Here is a 17,150-nt window from a genome sequence, read left to right on the forward strand (position 1 = left end):
CTTAATTATTATTCTTCGCCATAATAATAATTTTTATCACCTTTTCTAATAAATATTTGTTTTTTGGGAGCTAAAACTCGTGAGCACCATCCAGATACTTTCTGTCTTGTACAACCAACTGAATCGGCAATTTCTACAGCTGTCATTGCTTCATCTGGTTTTAAAGTAGCTATTAAGCCTAAAATTTTAACCTCTACTTCCGCGAAATTACCTTGAGCAATTTCAAACGATTGATGAACAATTTCGTCTAATACACTGTCATCTGCAAAACATCGCTTTACTTTTGCTTTAGCTACTTCTTGTTCTTCATATATAGTATTACATTTCGGACATTTATAACTTTTTAGTTTTGAACTGGTAAAATAGCTATCATAGTTTGCTAAAACTGTATCATAAACGAATCTTTTTGCCGTATATTCATCTTTATTTTCTGCATATTTGATATTAAGGTCTAAACAGATATCAAAATCAAAAGCATATAAATTATAATTACCTCCATATTTTGAAGAACGTCCTTCTTCTAATAAGTGAATTAAAAAATTTTCTTTAAAAACATTAAAATATTCTTTTCTATTAGGTTCAATTAACATGTGACTTGCTGGTCTAGACGGATTTTTTTCCTTTTCTTTAATTGCTCTTACAATAAGTTCATTCCATAAATCGTTATAAAATCCAGGTATTAATCTTCTTTTAAGAGCACCTTCATATTGTTTCTGATATGTTCTCCTAGCTGAACGTATACCATAATTAATTTCACTCAGTCCTATTTTACAATCATTATTTTCTGCTTGTTTCCATGCATTTTGGAGAATCAATCCTACAGTTCTTGTAACCCCAATTGATTCTCTAGCTATACGAGCTATAATTTCACTCCTATTACCTTTTAGAAGACTATCAAATTTAATTTCCGGTATATAAGAATCTAATCTTTTTTGAATTAAAAGAGGCAAGATTTCTTCCAATTTTTTTAATGCTACAGATAGTCCACCTAAACGTTCAACATGTTCATTAAGATCAAGTGGAACAGGGAAAATATCTCGCCCAATAATAATTTTATCACCGAAATCAAATCTATCTGTTATTACACCTATTTTTATAAATAAATTAGTTTTTGAACCAAGAAAACTTTTTAAGAGTTTCGAAAACTTGGCTTGATACTCTGAATTTAAATCTGAAAATTCATCAAGAAATAAATATGTTAGATCTATTTTAGATTTTCTTAAAATATCATTAATTTTATTCAAAAATTCTTGAACATTAACACCTCTAGTTTGAGTATAAGTTTTACTATGCTCATTCAACGTGCTCTGGTCTGCCTTACCAGAAAAATTTAGTTTTTTTAAAGATAGGTTTGCTTCAACTGAATTTTTGTCAGATGTTGCACTTTTAGAGGTAATATTTTCATCTCTTGAGCGTGACAACAAATTTCCATTTATAAGCATTTTTTCAATATACTCAAGGTCATCTAATGCTCGATTATCCTTTTTGAAAACTAAAAGTTTTTTTTCGTCATAAAAAGATTCAAGTTGTCTTTTTAAAGAATCGATAATTTGCCTTACAAAATGAACTTCAAACAATTCAATATTGTCAACATCAAATAAATCACTGCAGCTACTAAGGTCAATGTATATAGGTAAAATTTTTCTTTCTAATAAATTAGAATTACTTTTGAGTGATTTTAAACATTCGTAATATCCTTTTAAAAGAGCTGTAGTTTTTCCTGTCCCTCTCCTACCAGATATATAGCTATCTTGTTTTTGAAGAATACTAGCAGTGGTATTAAAAATATCTACATAATAATCACTTAACTCTGCCAACTCATTCACTTTATCAAGAGATAAATAATCAGCTCTTAACAATGAATCAAATGCTTCTTTAATTTTATTTTTGACCTTCTGCTCCATTTTTTAACCTCGATATAAATTAACCAAAGACAGTCATGAATGTCACTACAATATATAGTACTAACCTCAATAATTTATTTAATATTATACGAAAATGGCTAATGAATGAATTAAATTAACTTAAACTATGTAGATTTATTTTTGCGCAGTCATAACGGCATCAATATCTTTGTATGCCGTTGGGATTTCATCAATCACCTTGGGCTTATCACTCACTACACAATGTGAACAGGAGCAGAAATTGTATTCATTGACCAGTCCTTGTAAAATACAGTTTTTTGCGATTTAGAGAACCAAAAAACAGAAGAGTAATGATGCCGACAGGCTGAAAAAATATTTGGCGAAATTTGGGCTGAGTTGGGATGAAATTAAACAGGTATAACTAAATGAATAGCATTAGAGAACTTTTTTTTGCTATGGCCGAATACCAAGGAAATACATTTTATTCTGATGTCATTTCATTCTGGTCAAATAAGCAAAATTATCATCGTTATTTACAACATATTGCGGAAAACATCATCGAACCTGAGGATGCACTTTATATTACTGATGCTGCTAATTGGGAACTTTATGCTCTATCCCGTGTATTAGATATATTAACATGCTCCTTACAACACTCTTCTCATCACCCGCATATTTCATTGGATGAGTATATAGCCTTTGCCCAAAGTATTGGCTTAAGCTGTGAGCAACCTAAAGAGTTTCATCCATTTTTTTATGAAATTATGGATGTCAAAGTGGGAACGGATCCTTTTTTGTTACACGCTGTGCATTACCCAGCTTTATTTTTAGGTAACTTATTAATCAATCGAGGTGGTGCAACGATCACCTTACCCTATGAGCAGTATCCGATTCAAGAGATAAAAACAGCACCGATCTATTGGGCCTATACCAGAAACAATCGTGAAGCCCATGATTTATCACATGGATGGGGACATAACTCTCAATGGCGTACCAGCTTTCGATTTGATTTTAGAACTGAAAAAGGGCTTTTTTATAATATCATAGGCAAGGATAGTCTAAACCATCCAGATCAACAATTATTAACCAAATTACATGAAGATAATATTTCGTTAGATGAAGCCATTGATCTTGTTCGTTATCGGCAATTGCTTTATATCCATAAAAAAGATGAATTATGGCCCTATGACTATCGACTTTTTGAACCACATACCAAAATATTGGTATAGTGTTGTTTAATATATATAGTACTTCACAACCCCATAAACTTGGTATAGAATTCACCCGCTTTCCTGAATAGTGCTGCTGCAGGAAAACAGTAATTATCTTCTCAATTTGAGGAGACGCTTTTTTATTGTTTTCTAGGTGGCTATTATGTCTACATTTTCCCGTTTACAAAAACGTTTGTCCCGTCTTGGGATTGAAAGTCATTTTAATAATGATATTTATACTTTAAATAAACAAAATACATCTGCTCAGATTTTGTTACCGAGTCCATTGCCATTAGAGCAAAAAGCAGTAGAACAGCTTCTGAACTTTGCATCAGTGAACGTTCCTAATAGTTTAGGAAAAGTTTGCATGGCTCGTGCTACTCCTGATTTTCATCCAGGTGCGGTTGCGCCTGTTGGTAGTATTGTTGCAACTACTCAGGATTTAATTATCCCGGCAGCAATTGGTACCGATATTAATTGCGGTATGCGGCTTTTTACTACCGGTTTAAGCTTTGATCAGGTGTGTGAACAAAAATCGACAATTATTGCGCAATTAAAACGTGTGTTATTGCAAGATTAACGCGATGTACCTGTTACTCCGCAATCTTTTCAAGCATTATTCGATCAAGGTCTTGAAGCATGCTTATCGGCGTTACCGCAGCAAGGTTTGTGGAATTCAGTTAATTATGAACGGTTACAGGTAGAGCTTAGTAAAATATCGGGTCATCATTTAATTAAGGCTGATAGTCAGTATGCGCCTGAAGCCTTTTTTGAAAAGCGCGATATTATTCGCCCAGCGAGTTTAGGTACAGTCGGATCTGGCAACCATTTTGTCGAGTTACAAATTATTGATGATATTATCGATCGGCATTTAGCTTATCAATTAGGTCTTGAAAAAAATAGTGTCGTCGTCATGATTCACACTGGATCGCGTGATGTCGGTTTTTACATTGGTCAGCGTTGGCAAGATAAAACAAAAGCTTTATGGCCGAATAATGAAAAGCAACCAAAATCAGGATTGTTTGGTTTAACAGATAATCACGCGCAAGCCTATTTACACGCTATGGGCGTTGCTGCGCGTTATGCTTGGATTAATCGAATTGTGATTACCGAATTGATACGTAAATCACTTGCAACTATTTTTCATCAAGATAATAGTCAACTTGTGGTCGATATTTCGCACAATATCATTTTGCCTGAACAAGAGATGAATATTCATCGTAAAGGGGCAACGCCTGCTTATGCTGGTCAGATAGCTTTAATCCCAGGTTCGATGGGTGATCACTCTTATGTGGCAGTAGGAAAGGGTAATGCAGATTGGTTATGGTCTTGTTCACACGGTGCAGGTCGTGCAGAAAGACGACAAGCTATGCGTAGCAAAAAAGTCGAATATGATAAGGTTAATTTGCAATGGCAATGTATTACCTTAAAAGAAGAACGGCTACGTGAAGAGGCGCCTACAGCCTATAAACCGATCATACCTGTAATTGAAGCACAACAAAACGCCGGTTTGATTCAAACAGTGGTTAAACTTAAACCGTGGATTACGTTTAAGGTGTAATTTTTATACAACAACCGCATTAATTTGGCTTGATGCGGTTTTAAAAAATACTTTGTTTGCACAAGCATCGGCTAAATCAGCAAAAATACTCACAACAACTTGTTTATAGCAAACAATACCAAGCTAATAGTTGTTGCTTATTAAAATTAAATTCTGTAAAAATCATTGAGAAGCCTATACCCTTATTCAGTTTAAGGCTTCCAACATTCAACGGTGGAAACCTTACCAAAATTAGATAATGTTATAGCTTAAAAGGGATTTTCTGCGTTGGTAAACTTTATTTTATATTTATCAACTCACTACCCAAATAGTATCAATACCCAGCCGCTAAACCATCTCCTCTCGGGTCGGTTGCGCCCATTAGTAGATGATGATTGGTATCGATAAGAATGGCACCGGCATGACCCATGGTATCCGAGTAATCATCAACAATTTGCACATCATATCCACGTAATTTGAGGGAATGAATCACATCGTTAGGTATGCGTCCCTCCACTTTAAGATTATTGGATGATGCACCCCATGTGCGGCCATGTAACCATCTTGGTGCATTAATGGCATCTTGAGGTGTCATGCCAAAATCAACAATTCGTGTCACAATTGCCGCTTGCGTTTGTGGTTGTCCTTCTCCGCCCATGGTGCCATAAACCAGATAAGGTTTATTATCTTTTAAAAGCATGGCTGGATTTAACGTATGAAAGGTGCGTTTATTTGGCTCTAAACGATTAATATGGTTAGGATCTAACGAGAAAAAACTACCACGATTTTGCAATAAAATTCCTGTATCTTTAGCAACAATGCCAGAACCAAAATCATGATAAATACTTTGAATAATAGATACCGCATTTCCTTCTGCATCAACAACACCAAACCAAACAGTATCACCTTTAGGATCTAATGGTTTTATTTCTACACGAGCCTTTTGCATATCAATCTGTTTTGCTTGTTGCTGACCATGTTGGGTAGATAATAAGAGATCAAGCGGAATCTCATTAAAATCAGGATCGGTAAGGTATTTATCTCGATCAGCAAATGCTTGTTTTGTTGCTTCAATAATTAAATGGTAATAATCAACACTACCTTCACCCAAGGATTTTATATCAAAATTATTGAGTATATTTAGAATCTCTAACGATGCCATACCTTGTGTATTGGGTGGTAGATTATAGGCGGTATATTCTCGATAATTAACATGGATCGGGGCTACCCATGTAGCACGATGCTTAGCAAAATCATCTAAAGTTAACACACCACCATGGCTTTGCAGATCGTTGACAATATTTTTAGCAATATCACCCTGATAAAATTCCTTAGCGCCTTTATTTGCTATGGTTTTTAATGTGTTAGCTAAATCGGGTTGTTTAAGGATTTCGCCGATTTGGTAAGCTTGTCCATCGTTTTTTAAGAATACTTTTTTAAACTCCGAAAAACGCTGTAACTCCCGAAACTCTTTGTCTTTTGGATCAATATTGATTGTTGTCCAATAATTTAAGCTAGGTGAAACCGAAAATCCATGTTCGGCATAATCAATTGCTGATGCGAATAACGTGCGCCACGGTAGTGCATTTTTCATATTTTTAGATGCATATTGGTACGCCTCATTCCAACCGGAAACAACCCCAGGAACGGTATTGGCTGCCAAATAGCCACGTGAGGGAATTTTATGGAAACCTTGATTTTTATAATAGTCTATCGTGGCTAAACTACCAGAACGACCACTAGCATTTAGCCCTTTTAGTTCTTTGGTTTTAGCGTTGTAGATTAACCAAAAGTTATCGCCACCAATGGTATTCATTTGAGGATAAACAACAGCAAGCGTTGAGGCTACGGCAATCGCTGCATCAACCGCATTGCCTCCTTTGCGTAATATATCAATTCCAGCTTGAGTCGCTAAATAATTGGGGGACGTTACCATGACATTGGTAGTTATCGGGTTAAGACAACGGGAAGGGGTATCACAGTACTTCCCTATATTGGATAGAGGTATATCAGCAGCGCCAGATAAATGACTAATAAGCAATAAACTTATTAATATTGGGTATCTTTTCCTCATTTTAGAAGTTCCTCAATTGTTAACTGTAACATTTTGAGGAATGCATTTTCTATGCCAATAATAAACTATTTAAATTTTGCAGCTAAAATGATTATGACCAAACGATAATACCGATCTGAATTGCCTTATAATGCTAGCGGTGTCCCACGATACTTCAAATCCGGCTGTTTAATCCACTGCTGAGCATCAATAATCGCCAGCTCTCGGGCATTTTGTTGTTTGGTGACATCAAGCACGTGATTGGCGGCATTGGCGGCGAGTTCAAAGGCGGTTAATTGGGATTGTCCATTGACTAAATGGGCAGTAAACAGACTGCAAATTAAATCACCCACGCCCAATGGACGGTGGGGAAAATCATATAATGGTCGTGCCAGATGATAGCTTTGCGATGGTGTGGCTAAAATCATTTCAAATAATTCAGTCGTTTTACCGGCATGTAGCAGATTTTTAACCAATATGGCTTGAATCGGCTTATTTTGCAGTGTTTTTATTGCGTTAAGCACATCGTTAAACGTTTTGATTTCCAGATTCGATAATATCTGTAACTCCAATAAATTTGGTGTGATATAGTCAGCGTATTTGATTGCTTGCTTAGTGAAGAAATCAATAATATTTTGTGGCAAGGAACTGCCTTTATTGATGTCGCCCCCCATAACCGGATCGCAAACATAAATCGCATCAGAATTATAAAATTTAATCTTTTTTACGGCCTCAAGGATTTCTTCGCCTTGTTCGGCAAGTCCAATATAGCCCGAAATAATGGCATCAATGGATGACAATACACCAATTTTTTCTAAACTATTGACGATTCGAGTGATTTGCTGAGCGCCCAGCACAATGCCGTCATAATGTGGATAAACCGTATTACTCGATAACTGAACGGTGTGAATTGGCATCACTTCGACACCTTGCAATTGCATCGCCAGCGTCGCCACTTTATTACCGGCATAACCATAAACAACATTGGACTGAATTGATAAAACAGTTTTCATATATAGGCCTTATTATTCATCATAATAACGATATTTGCTTAACAAGTAGATGCAGATAATGGATATCAGTGCTAAACCGCAATAAAACAAGGCTAATGGTAACCAGAACGTATTGTAAGTATAGATAATGTATCCCCCTATCATGGGAATAAGACTACCAAAAATCGCGGCGCATCCTTGGTAACTCATTGAGAGCCCAGTATAACGAATTCTTGCTGGAAAAATTCGGCTTAAATATCCGGCTATCACACCATAAAAACCGCTATAACAAATCACATTTAACGAAATACCAATAATAAAACTGGTTTTCGTACCTGAATTTATAATCGGGAATAACAAAAATACTGATGCCATCGCTAATATTGCCGAACAAATCAAAAAGCGAGTTGCCGAGAATTTTTCTGACCAATAAGAGATGAAAGGTTGGGCAACAAAATGGACAAGCGCAATCCAAAATAGAGCATCGACAATTACACCTTTTTCAACACCTAGTGCGATAGTGGTATAACCAATCATTAAGGTATTTGAAAAAATACCACTAAATGATAACACATTGGCACCTATGGCTAAAACTAGTAATGGGGTTGCCTTTTTAAATACATCAATAATGGGAGCGGATTCTTGTTTTAAGTCTGCTTGTTTTTTGCTTGATTCAATAAAAACCGGCGATTCGGTTAAGGTGACACGAGCAATAACCCCAATAATTAACAAAATAAAACTGGCTAAAAAAGGAATACGCCAATATCCACTATCGATAAGTTCAGCAACTGGTAACCGAATAATATAAGAGAAAACCAATAGTGCTAAAATATTGCCGGCAGGGCTTCCCCACTGAGCAAATGACGAAAAGAAGTTTTTCAACCCTTTCGGCGCATGCTCATTTGTCATCAACACGGCACCTCCCCACTCACCACCAACGGCAACACCTTGTAAAATACGTAGTGCGACCAATAAAATTGGCGATATCACACCAGCTTGTTGGTAAGAGGGCAATAAACCAACACACGTTGTTGCTACGCCCATTAGCACTAACGTAATAATTAACGACTTTTTACGCCCTAAGCGATCACCGATATGACCAAAAAGCACTGCACCTAAAGGACGTGACAAAAAACCTACTGCAAAAGTAGCAAACGCACCTAAAATTTGCACAAACTCGTTATCTGAAGGGAAAAAAAGCTGACCAAAAATCAATACCGATGCCAACGCATAGATATAAAAATCATACCACTCAATGGTGGTACCGATAAAAGCGGCGAAAGCGACTTTTTTAGCCGATGAATTTGACATAAGCAACCTTGGTTTAACCAATATTTTATGTAAGTGATAACGATGAAACTAGCATAAAATGAGTGATTTCACAATTTGTTATCTGAAAAGGTGGGGTAAAGATTATATGAAAATAGAAGAAAATTTTTAGATAGTCTTAACTTATCAAATAATAAAAACTTAGAAAGTTATAAGAATTATATTTTTAATAAATTAAAGTTTAATTCAATGAATTGTATATTATTCATAGACTATTTCTTTATTATATAAAATGGCAATTAGCAATCTTTTGTATTATAAATGCCCTCCAATATGGCCTATACAAATTACTTTTCCTTTAGTTTCAATGTTACTTAATCCAAAATAAATTCTATTTTGGTAATGAAAAGAATCACCTTTATTGTTACATGTATTAATTTTTAAATGATATTCGCAAAATATTTTTTTTTCTTCATTTTGACTATCTATTTTAAACATAAAATTAAATCTGTTATCTTTATTGGCTCCTTGCGCTGTGCACTCAAAACCTGCTGTCGCACCAATAATATCTAAGTCATTACTATTATTATTAGAATTTTTAATTAATGGCGCACACTGTTGAAGAGCAGACAATGCCCTAACAAAAGGAGCAGAAAAATAAGTAATATCTTTTCCTTTAATACTTCTAATTGATTCGAAACAATTTTCGCTAAAATATACATCACTAAAAATATAGTTGGCACGTCGGATAAAACTATCATTAGTTAAAGGATATTTAGAAAGAATCTCGCAATCAAAATTATATATCTCAGTTATAGAATGACATTGTTTTTCGATATTGGGCCAAAATATATAATCTTCTAAACAATATGCAGTGTAATAAATACTTCCTTTTTCAAAACTATTATTAGAGATATTTTGAACCATTTGATCAGTAGTATAGCTTGAAATATTACTTCCAATTGTTTGATTATAAAATAAAGACATCAATGCTGCGGTATCCGGAGAATAATTATAAACTGCACCCAATACACTATTATCATGGCCACAAATAAAATCTATACTAAAAGATAACTTTCTAAATTCATTATTAACTTTTTCTTTTAATTCAATTAATGTGTTACTTAATGTTTCAAAATCAGAATAAGTTAATAATTTTTTTATATCAACAGAATAAATTGATAAACATACTTCACTCTTCATTTTCTTTTCCTGTCATAAGGATTTTGAGATCAACAATTTGTTGATCAAAGAATCCCCTTGGCCATTTAGCTAATTGAGCATTATCATCAAAAACTAGCTTTTCAATTAATGGTTGGCTATTTTTCTCCTTATGGATAAAATATGTTAACGTGGCGTTTTTAGGGTAATTTTTATCTAATTTGATTGCCACTCTTATACCATTTATTATGTGTTCACTATGAGTTTCCAAAATGATTTGTATTCCGGCTTTTGCTGCACGAGCTATTAATCTACCCAAATAACTTTGCCCACGAGGATGTAAGTGCGCTTCAGGATTCTCTATAATTACAAGCCCACCTTTAGTAGTACATAATAGTGCTGTTATAATACTTATAACATAGCTTAATCCAAATCCAACATGAATGGATCTATAAGTTATTCCTTCAGTAGTAAAATTAGTATAACTAATCAATGCTTCTTGTATATATTGTGAAGAAATATAAATATCTGGAGTAATTTCTTTCAACCATGCCTCAATATTTCTTATTATAACATTTGTATTTTCTTTAGGGTGTATTCGAGGGTCTTTAAAAGCTTCATGGTGATATGGAGCAGATTCTTCGCAGATTGGCTGAAGGGCAACACTATCCTCGTTTCTTTCTATATTTTCAAATGTTGTGCTGTTTGATAACAACGATAATACTTGTGCTGTATATTCCCCCTTAATACCTAACCAATATTTGGATATCCTAGATGAAGAAGAAGGGTAATTATTTCTAGGCCCTAACCGCTCGGCGATAATAAATTGGTAATTATTATTTATTTTTTCTTTAATATTCTTTAATTCTTTATTATCACTATTTTCCAAATATAAACATTCTTGATTATTATCACCTTTCCAGTTATAAAAATTATCACTTATTCCAATACCTATTTCTAATGATTCATCTTCATCAATGAAACGATTGAATACATCATTATAACTTCCTAGATTTACAAGTGCCCCATCAAATGAAAGCTTATGTACCTCATCTGATTGTAAAAACATTGCTATAGATTGAATAATTGCACTTTTTCCTGAAGAATTAATGCCACAAAAGATATTTAAATTTTTTAATTCTAAATCAATATTCTGATAACATTTAAAATTTTTTAATTTTATACTGCTTAGCATTTAGGAAATTCCTTTGTATAATCAAAAATAGGTTCTAGAGAAACATTAAGATTAGTTATATCATTTAACATATTTATAAAAAAATCGAATCTATATTTTATGGTAACATTTTTACCTGTAGAGTTTGTAATAGAATCGTTAAATCCCCTATTTTTCTCTTGATACACAAGTGAGATCCACGTCGCATATTTAGAAGAATTTGAATAAATTGCATCAAATAATTGATTATAAATTTTATCTTTATATTGTAAAACTAGTTCGATTTGATCTTGATTCAAAGATGAAAAAACAGCAACAATCACTTCAAATAGAGGTTTACTAATAGGTGGGCTTCTCAACGATGATTTTTCTTTTCTAAATGCATCACTTCCAAATAATTCTTGAGAAAGAAGTAAACCTTGATTAAATCTTCTTTTCAATATGCTATAAATTTCATCTGATTTTACAATTTTAGGTAATTCAGCATCTTCATTCAAGCTAGTAGATAACTCAAAAGTAAATTTATTCAAGAATTTCATGGTATTTGATAAGAATATATCAAGTTTATTTTCGTTATAGTTTTTATATCCAAAGATAATGAATGAAATAGCATCCAAACATAACTCCATATCTTTTTGTCGATCTATTCTTACTTTTCTTGAAGTGCTGAATGCAAATTCATCTTGAAGTGCTAAATACCGAATAAATCTAACACTATTTCCACTATTTAATGCCGATCTTATCTCTTGATCACTTAATTTTACTCCATAAGTATTGATACGATGAAATAATTCTACAATTATTTCATTATTAGTATTATCCATTTCTAATAAGTGCCCAGTAATTTGGTGTTCTCTAATTTTCCGTTGATCAATCCTTTCTAATTCACTAAACTTTTTATTATTTAAATAAGTTAATCGTTTAAGCCCTCGAAGGGTAATATCGCCTCTCATGAAATCATATATTGTAGTAATACGTTGTAAACCATCAATAATAACCCAATTTCCATTAGTTTGTTCAGCAAAATAAAATACAGGAAGAGGTAACCCCATGAGAATTGATTCAATAAGTTTTGACTTCCGTTCTAAAGGCCAGATTCTATCCTTACGTTGAAAATCCGGTTGTAAATCTATTTCGTTATAATTAATCCTATCAAAGAGTAAAGATACAGTTGGTGTTAAATGCCTTATTTTTGGCCCATTATCTTTACTTATTTCGACTTCGTCATAAATTCTATCAGATCCATTTTCCTCTTCAATTTCATTCGCCACACCAGTAAATATCTCGTCATCCATCAAATTATCTAATGATTTATATTGATTATCATAATCAATAAATTCTTTTACAGAATAACCAGTATTTAAACTAACTATTGAATTTTTTAATTCGTTGTCTAATTGACAAATTTTATTTAATGCTTGATTTAAATTTTGAACTTCAGAATCGCCAGGGTATTTTTTTAGTATTATATCAAGTGAGTCATAAAGTTTATCGATATTTTTCCTCAAAATTTTATGTATTCTTTTTATATCCAAATTTAAAGCGTTATCAATTTGCTTCTTTACTATTTTCAACTCAGATGAAGATAATTCTGAAATTTCTCCTAGGTTATGAACATCTTTTTCTCGTAATATTAAATGCTTTTTTCGTTCAAAATAAAAAAATTGAATGTAAGGTAAATTAGCAAATATTGTTTCAGGATTATGCCTATTTGAATTAGAACCGCCTAAAGCTTGTTCAACACTTGCAAACCCATTTCTTTTCAAACTGTTCCAAATGGCCTCCAGTTCATCAGTACTGCGAGGGATCACACGCGTAGATTCAGGGGTTTTAACGAAATACTTTTTTTTATCTATATCAACATCAACTAAAATGAGAATTCCCGTAGATTTATTTATTGCTCGTAAAGGAAGGCCTTTCAACCTCTTAATATCATTTAGAATTTCTTCAAAATTTTTCATAACTTTTAATCCATTTTAATATGAATGATGATATAGATTATATTCAATAAATTCAATTATTCATGATTTCATCTAAAAAATCATAAACACTTTTTGCAACACCTTTGGCAGCTAGAAAAGGAACACCATTACCTACAGTTTTAAACATATTTGTTAATGTCATATTTGGAGGTAAATAAAATTCCTTCGGCAAAGATTGAATAGCTAAAGCTTCGGCAACAGTTATCCTTCTTGGCTCCGTTGGGTGTATATGAACCTCATTATTACCATATGCAGCAGTTGGAGAGAACTTATAACGATGTAACCGTTTAAATGATTTTCTTTTATTATCACCCTCCAAAATCACTTTAAACTTATCTAGACCAGCTTTAGCATTAAAGGCATGTAACATATTTGGATGATTTGAGACATCATTTTTATTAAACCAATGTTTTATAGTTAATTCTTCTGGAGTACAACTACAACAATTAGCCTCTCCGATATCTGGCCATTTAAATGAAGAAATTTCTTGTTTAGAATAAATTACATACTTATCCCAATCAAAATCACTTATCGAATGATTTTGTAAAATTTTTTTTTGTATTCCAAATAATATAATTCTATCCCGGTTTTGAGGAACACCGTATTCTAAAGAGTTTATTAATTTTTCTGTTAAAGCATAACCATTATTTTCCAATTGTTTTTTTAACATATTGAAAAATTCACGGTGTTTAATGGTACGGTACAAACCTTTAACATTTTCAAAAATGAAAAAATTAGGTTTTAATTTACATATTAAATCAACATATGATTGAGATAACTTTCCATTTTCACCATTTTTTCCCCGATTTTTACCTCCTATAGAAAAATCAGGGCATGGGGGTCCACCAATAAAGCCTACTAAAGAATTTTTATTTAAACTTTTTTCATTATCTAAAATTAACTGAAGCTTTTGATATTCTTCTCCACTAAAACATTCTTCAATTGATCCAGAAAAGTAACCATATTTGGGGGGGGTAATCCCCATTTTGTTCCTAGCAAATTTGTAAGCGCTAAGAAAAGGTTCATAAAATTCGTTAACATAACAAACTTTAAAACCAGCTTTTTCAAAACCAAGATCTAAAAAACCACTACCAGAAAAAAAAGATAATATTGGTATTTTCTTTGTTTTATTCATAAATATCCTGTAATGTTACTTTTATCAGAAATCGTTTTAAGCACTATTTTAGCATGTAATTCCAATAATTATGTTTAATAATATTTAATATAATATTAAACTTACAGGCTACTTCGCAACCTGATCGCAAATTAATAGTGAATAACTACCACATTTTCAGTGATTTTACAGATAACATGCATTAAGGATGCAATGTTTTACTTTTAACAACCAAAATTATTAAATACCATTATTTTAAATTAGTTCTATTTAAGCGCTATTAATGGAATGTATTTTTTTCACATTCATATACTAAATAACAACTACTAATAAACAAAAATTTTTTAAATCCTACGAATTATTATAAAGCTTAATAAATCGATATGTTTAATTTTATAATATTAATTATTAATCCAATCCCTAAACACTTCCCTAAAATAACATTGACAAACAGATCATGTAATTAATTTTCCTTCGAGGAAAATGCTAACTTAAAATCTGTTCTGCTAATTGATCAATAGCTGATAGATTTTTTATAAGATATTGATAGGACAGTTCATCAAATCCCCCATAAGCTTGTGATGCAACTAGTTGTTTACTGGTCGGTTCTTTACTTGGATTATTGATATTTATGCAATTTTCAATATTAGTTAATTGCCAGAAACCATCATTTCTCAAACACCAAAAAGGCATATTAGGATATTAATGCCTACACTGAAGACCAAAACGTATCAAGAGATTAAGCAACAGTTCCTCAACCTCAATCTTATAATTAAATAAACGCGTATGATCATGTTTATATTTTGATAATACATACAAAATAGGCACATGTTGTGCTCGTTGTTCGCCTTTTTTCCAAATGATGATATCAATGATTTTATGTTGTAATTGTTTGATACCCATTATTTTCATTAACCTAATGTAAAAATCGGGACATTATTACAAATATAGGAATATTTTTGTGATCTAGCTCACAAAAATTTGAAACACACTGAAAAAATAATTTTATTATAGAAAAAATGAGAGTATTTACTTCCAAATCGTATTTGATAAAAAGCCAGCAATCGCTGGCTTTATTTTTTTGGATACTAAATTAGATTACAAATTTTTTTAATTGCATACTCGTTCTTACAGAACGTTTATATAACGTGTCGAAAAATTATTATTTCTTGAAAAAACATATTTATAAATTTTTCAATTCCTACATTCCTCAGTTATTGCTTATTCCTCAATCTCTATTACAGGATATTCTAAACCATTGTAATGCATATAAAATGTTTTATTAGGTAAGGCAATTTCTCGCGCAAGACATTCGCCATAATCATCTACCACAGCTATTTCATTTACATTTTTTTCAAAAACAATTAGGTCGACATAACCATTAGTCATACAAGTTCCTAATATTATATTACGATCATAGATACGAATGTCATGTGCGCACCTTTGATCATTCTCACCTGAAAGTTCAAACATGGGGAGATTATTAACAACGGGTTTTAATTTATCATTTTGTTTAACGTAGAGATTAATATATTCTCCGCTATAAGGAGAGGAAGTTGATCTGATTCTATATTGAATACGTACACCAAAAGCCAAAGTTTCAGGATTAAGTTGATAACTATCTTTATCAATTTCAAAACCAATTAATTCTTTGGCATCACTTTCAAGTGCATTAGGTTGCCAACTATTAGCAATGACTTGTCCTGATTGATTATCAATTAATAAAACATCAAGGTCATAGGTGTCAACTATACCGCCTTTTTGTAGTAAGGGTAAAACAACAATAGATTTGCTTTTATCTGCTTGCCAAACATCGCAAATTGCCATTTTGCTATCACGAGAATGGTGTCGCTCATTGAGCAATATATCAATCCACTTTTCACAATCTGCATGACTAACAACAGGTAAACATAGTAGTGTTAATAACAACGAATTTTTTAAACCAATCATTTGATTATACCTTTCAAGCCTTTTCTGTTGGAATTGCGATGAGGATTATAATTTATATTTTATTAACATGGTTATTTTTTATTCTAATATGAAGGTTATTTTAAATTTCAGGTCAATAAACAACTTTTTTAACTACAATTACAACCGGCAATGAATTAATTATTCAAGTGGGCAAACATCTCGTGAAGGACTGTATTATGTACACTGCCAAACAAGAATTAAACAAAAAACTGTCGTTTATTGCGTATAAAGCAAGGAAAACAAACTAACGAGAAGAAAGTTATGACAAAAACTCAATATATGATAATACTGAAAGATATTCTTAATAGGCACACGCAAGATGCGATTGCGAAGATTAATCGTATTAAACAGATTCTGCCCGAAAAAGCTAGATCGGTTGAGGTTGGTATTCATCCCACCCAAGATGAGGAAGGTATATTTTCTATTATGATTCACCTTATCGGACCAGATCTATACGTACTTAATAAAGTGATAGAACATTATCGTGAACTGTTTGGCATAAAATTCATTGATGCTAAATTACAACCGGAAGTGCCTTTATTTGATCCTTATCAAACTCCATTTTCAGTTAATGATCTAATTGTTGAAGTAAGCATTGACTGGCTTAAGCGGATATGGAATTTGTCAGGGGGGCTAGGCATACCTGCGTATGCATTTGGAGAAGAATGCTCTAAATTTGAGGGATTTATCCCCCTAGGTGAGTAAATAAAAATCCAAAGATAAATAGGTTTCAGGGGAAAATATATTGGTATAGTAAGTCATATATTACCTATCCTACTTTAAGATAGTATTTATTAAAAATAGTGTTTATATATTAT

Annotated in this window: 12 protein-coding genes and 2 pseudogenes; 3 read left to right on the forward strand and 11 right to left on the reverse strand. The window is 32.5% G+C overall.

All coding sequences use genetic code 11. The annotated features are described in order from the left end of the window. Positions 1 to 8 precede the first annotated feature (8 nt). Together J3U37_RS08690 and J3U37_RS12180 are read right to left on the reverse strand one after the other, a co-directional pair. A complete protein-coding gene (locus tag J3U37_RS08690) occupies positions 9 to 1,904 on the reverse strand; it encodes a hypothetical protein (protein WP_267374383.1) in 1,896 nt (631 codons plus the stop codon). Between the two features lie 135 nt (positions 1,905 to 2,039). Beyond that, positions 2,040 to 2,186: pseudogene (locus J3U37_RS12180) on the reverse strand (RtcB family protein); the annotation flags it as partial. A 104-nt stretch (positions 2,187 to 2,290) separates the two neighbouring features. Between J3U37_RS12180 and J3U37_RS08695 the strand changes: the two are divergent. Then, positions 2,291 to 3,094: a hypothetical protein gene (locus tag J3U37_RS08695; RefSeq protein ID WP_267374385.1), complete on the forward strand. Its 804-nt coding sequence runs from the start codon at positions 2,291 to 2,293 to the stop codon at positions 3,092 to 3,094. Positions 3,095 to 3,239: 145 nt separating this feature from the next. Continuing rightward, positions 3,240 to 4,637: pseudogene (locus J3U37_RS12185) on the forward strand (RtcB family protein). A 313-nt stretch (positions 4,638 to 4,950) separates the two neighbouring features. On the opposite strand, the gene ggt reads toward J3U37_RS12185, so the two are convergent. The 9 genes from ggt to J3U37_RS08750 all read right to left on the reverse strand — a co-directional run bounded on the left by ggt (position 4,951) and on the right by J3U37_RS08750 (position 16,311). Continuing rightward, a complete protein-coding gene (gene ggt / locus J3U37_RS08710; protein WP_267374392.1) occupies positions 4,951 to 6,690 on the reverse strand; it encodes a gamma-glutamyltransferase in 1,740 nt (579 codons plus the stop codon). 125 nt (positions 6,691 to 6,815) lie between these two features. Next, entirely contained in the window at positions 6,816 to 7,682 is an 867-nt protein-coding gene (gene pdxY, locus J3U37_RS08715; RefSeq protein WP_267374394.1) for a pyridoxal kinase PdxY, read from the reverse strand. A gap of 12 nt (positions 7,683 to 7,694) precedes the next feature. After that, positions 7,695 to 8,972 (reverse strand): MFS transporter, encoded by a 1,278-nt coding sequence (locus J3U37_RS08720; RefSeq protein WP_267374396.1) that lies wholly within the window; start codon positions 8,970 to 8,972, stop codon positions 7,695 to 7,697. Positions 8,973 to 9,245: 273 nt separating this feature from the next. Beyond that, a complete protein-coding gene (locus J3U37_RS08725; RefSeq protein WP_267374398.1) occupies positions 9,246 to 10,133 on the reverse strand; it encodes a hypothetical protein in 888 nt (295 codons plus the stop codon). Beyond that, a complete protein-coding gene (locus J3U37_RS08730) occupies positions 10,123 to 11,286 on the reverse strand; it encodes an AAA family ATPase (protein ID WP_267374400.1) in 1,164 nt (387 codons plus the stop codon). The genes J3U37_RS08725 and J3U37_RS08730 overlap by 11 nt, the downstream gene beginning before the upstream one ends. Continuing rightward, positions 11,280 to 13,226, reverse strand: coding sequence for a DUF262 domain-containing protein (locus J3U37_RS08735; protein WP_267374402.1), 1,947 nt, complete (start codon positions 13,224 to 13,226; stop codon positions 11,280 to 11,282). The genes J3U37_RS08730 and J3U37_RS08735 overlap by 7 nt, the downstream gene beginning before the upstream one ends. Before the next feature lie 52 nt (positions 13,227 to 13,278). Beyond that, on the reverse strand, positions 13,279 to 14,382 hold the full coding sequence (locus J3U37_RS08740) for a DNA cytosine methyltransferase (RefSeq protein ID WP_267374404.1): 1,104 nt from the start codon (positions 14,380 to 14,382) through the stop codon (positions 13,279 to 13,281). Between the two features lie 465 nt (positions 14,383 to 14,847). Further along, complete coding sequence (locus tag J3U37_RS08745; protein ID WP_267374406.1) at positions 14,848 to 15,054, reverse strand: hypothetical protein; 207 nt, start codon at positions 15,052 to 15,054, stop codon at positions 14,848 to 14,850. Between the two features lie 528 nt (positions 15,055 to 15,582). After that, positions 15,583 to 16,311 (reverse strand): hypothetical protein, encoded by a 729-nt coding sequence (locus J3U37_RS08750; protein ID WP_267374409.1) that lies wholly within the window; start codon positions 16,309 to 16,311, stop codon positions 15,583 to 15,585. A gap of 282 nt (positions 16,312 to 16,593) precedes the next feature. Here J3U37_RS08750 and J3U37_RS08755 point away from each other — a divergent pair, with 282 nt between their 5' ends. Continuing rightward, positions 16,594 to 17,037 carry a DUF6389 family protein gene (locus J3U37_RS08755; protein ID WP_267374411.1) on the forward strand — a complete coding sequence of 148 codons (444 nt, stop codon included), beginning with the start codon at positions 16,594 to 16,596 and terminating at the stop codon, positions 17,035 to 17,037. Positions 17,038 to 17,150: the final 113 nt, after the last annotated feature.

It is taken from the genome of Gilliamella sp. B3172 (genome assembly GCF_026536465.1).
Lineage (GTDB): Bacteria > Pseudomonadota > Gammaproteobacteria > Enterobacterales > Orbaceae > Gilliamella.

Excerpts from the sequence above, each read along its gene's own strand:
- J3U37_RS08750 (WP_267374409.1), bottom strand. The coding sequence starts at position 16,311 with ATGATTGGTTTAAAAAATTCGTTGTTATTAACACTACTATGTTTACCT.
- J3U37_RS08730 (WP_267374400.1), bottom strand. The coding sequence starts at position 11,286 with ATGCTAAGCAGTATAAAATTAAAAAATTTTAAATGTTATCAGAATATT.
- J3U37_RS08735 (WP_267374402.1), bottom strand. The coding sequence starts at position 13,226 with ATGAAAAATTTTGAAGAAATTCTAAATGATATTAAGAGGTTGAAAGGC.
- J3U37_RS08755 (WP_267374411.1), top strand. The coding sequence starts at position 16,594 with ATGACAAAAACTCAATATATGATAATACTGAAAGATATTCTTAATAGG.
- pdxY (WP_267374394.1), bottom strand. The coding sequence starts at position 7,682 with ATGAAAACTGTTTTATCAATTCAGTCCAATGTTGTTTATGGTTATGCC.
- J3U37_RS08725 (WP_267374398.1), bottom strand. The coding sequence starts at position 10,133 with ATGAAGAGTGAAGTATGTTTATCAATTTATTCTGTTGATATAAAAAAA.
- J3U37_RS08720 (WP_267374396.1), bottom strand. The coding sequence starts at position 8,972 with ATGTCAAATTCATCGGCTAAAAAAGTCGCTTTCGCCGCTTTTATCGGT.
- J3U37_RS08740 (WP_267374404.1), bottom strand. The coding sequence starts at position 14,382 with ATGAATAAAACAAAGAAAATACCAATATTATCTTTTTTTTCTGGTAGT.
- J3U37_RS08695 (WP_267374385.1), top strand. The coding sequence starts at position 2,291 with ATGAATAGCATTAGAGAACTTTTTTTTGCTATGGCCGAATACCAAGGA.
- J3U37_RS08745 (WP_267374406.1), bottom strand. The coding sequence starts at position 15,054 with ATGCCTTTTTGGTGTTTGAGAAATGATGGTTTCTGGCAATTAACTAAT.
- ggt (WP_267374392.1), bottom strand. The coding sequence starts at position 6,690 with ATGAGGAAAAGATACCCAATATTAATAAGTTTATTGCTTATTAGTCAT.
- J3U37_RS08690 (WP_267374383.1), bottom strand. The coding sequence starts at position 1,904 with ATGGAGCAGAAGGTCAAAAATAAAATTAAAGAAGCATTTGATTCATTG.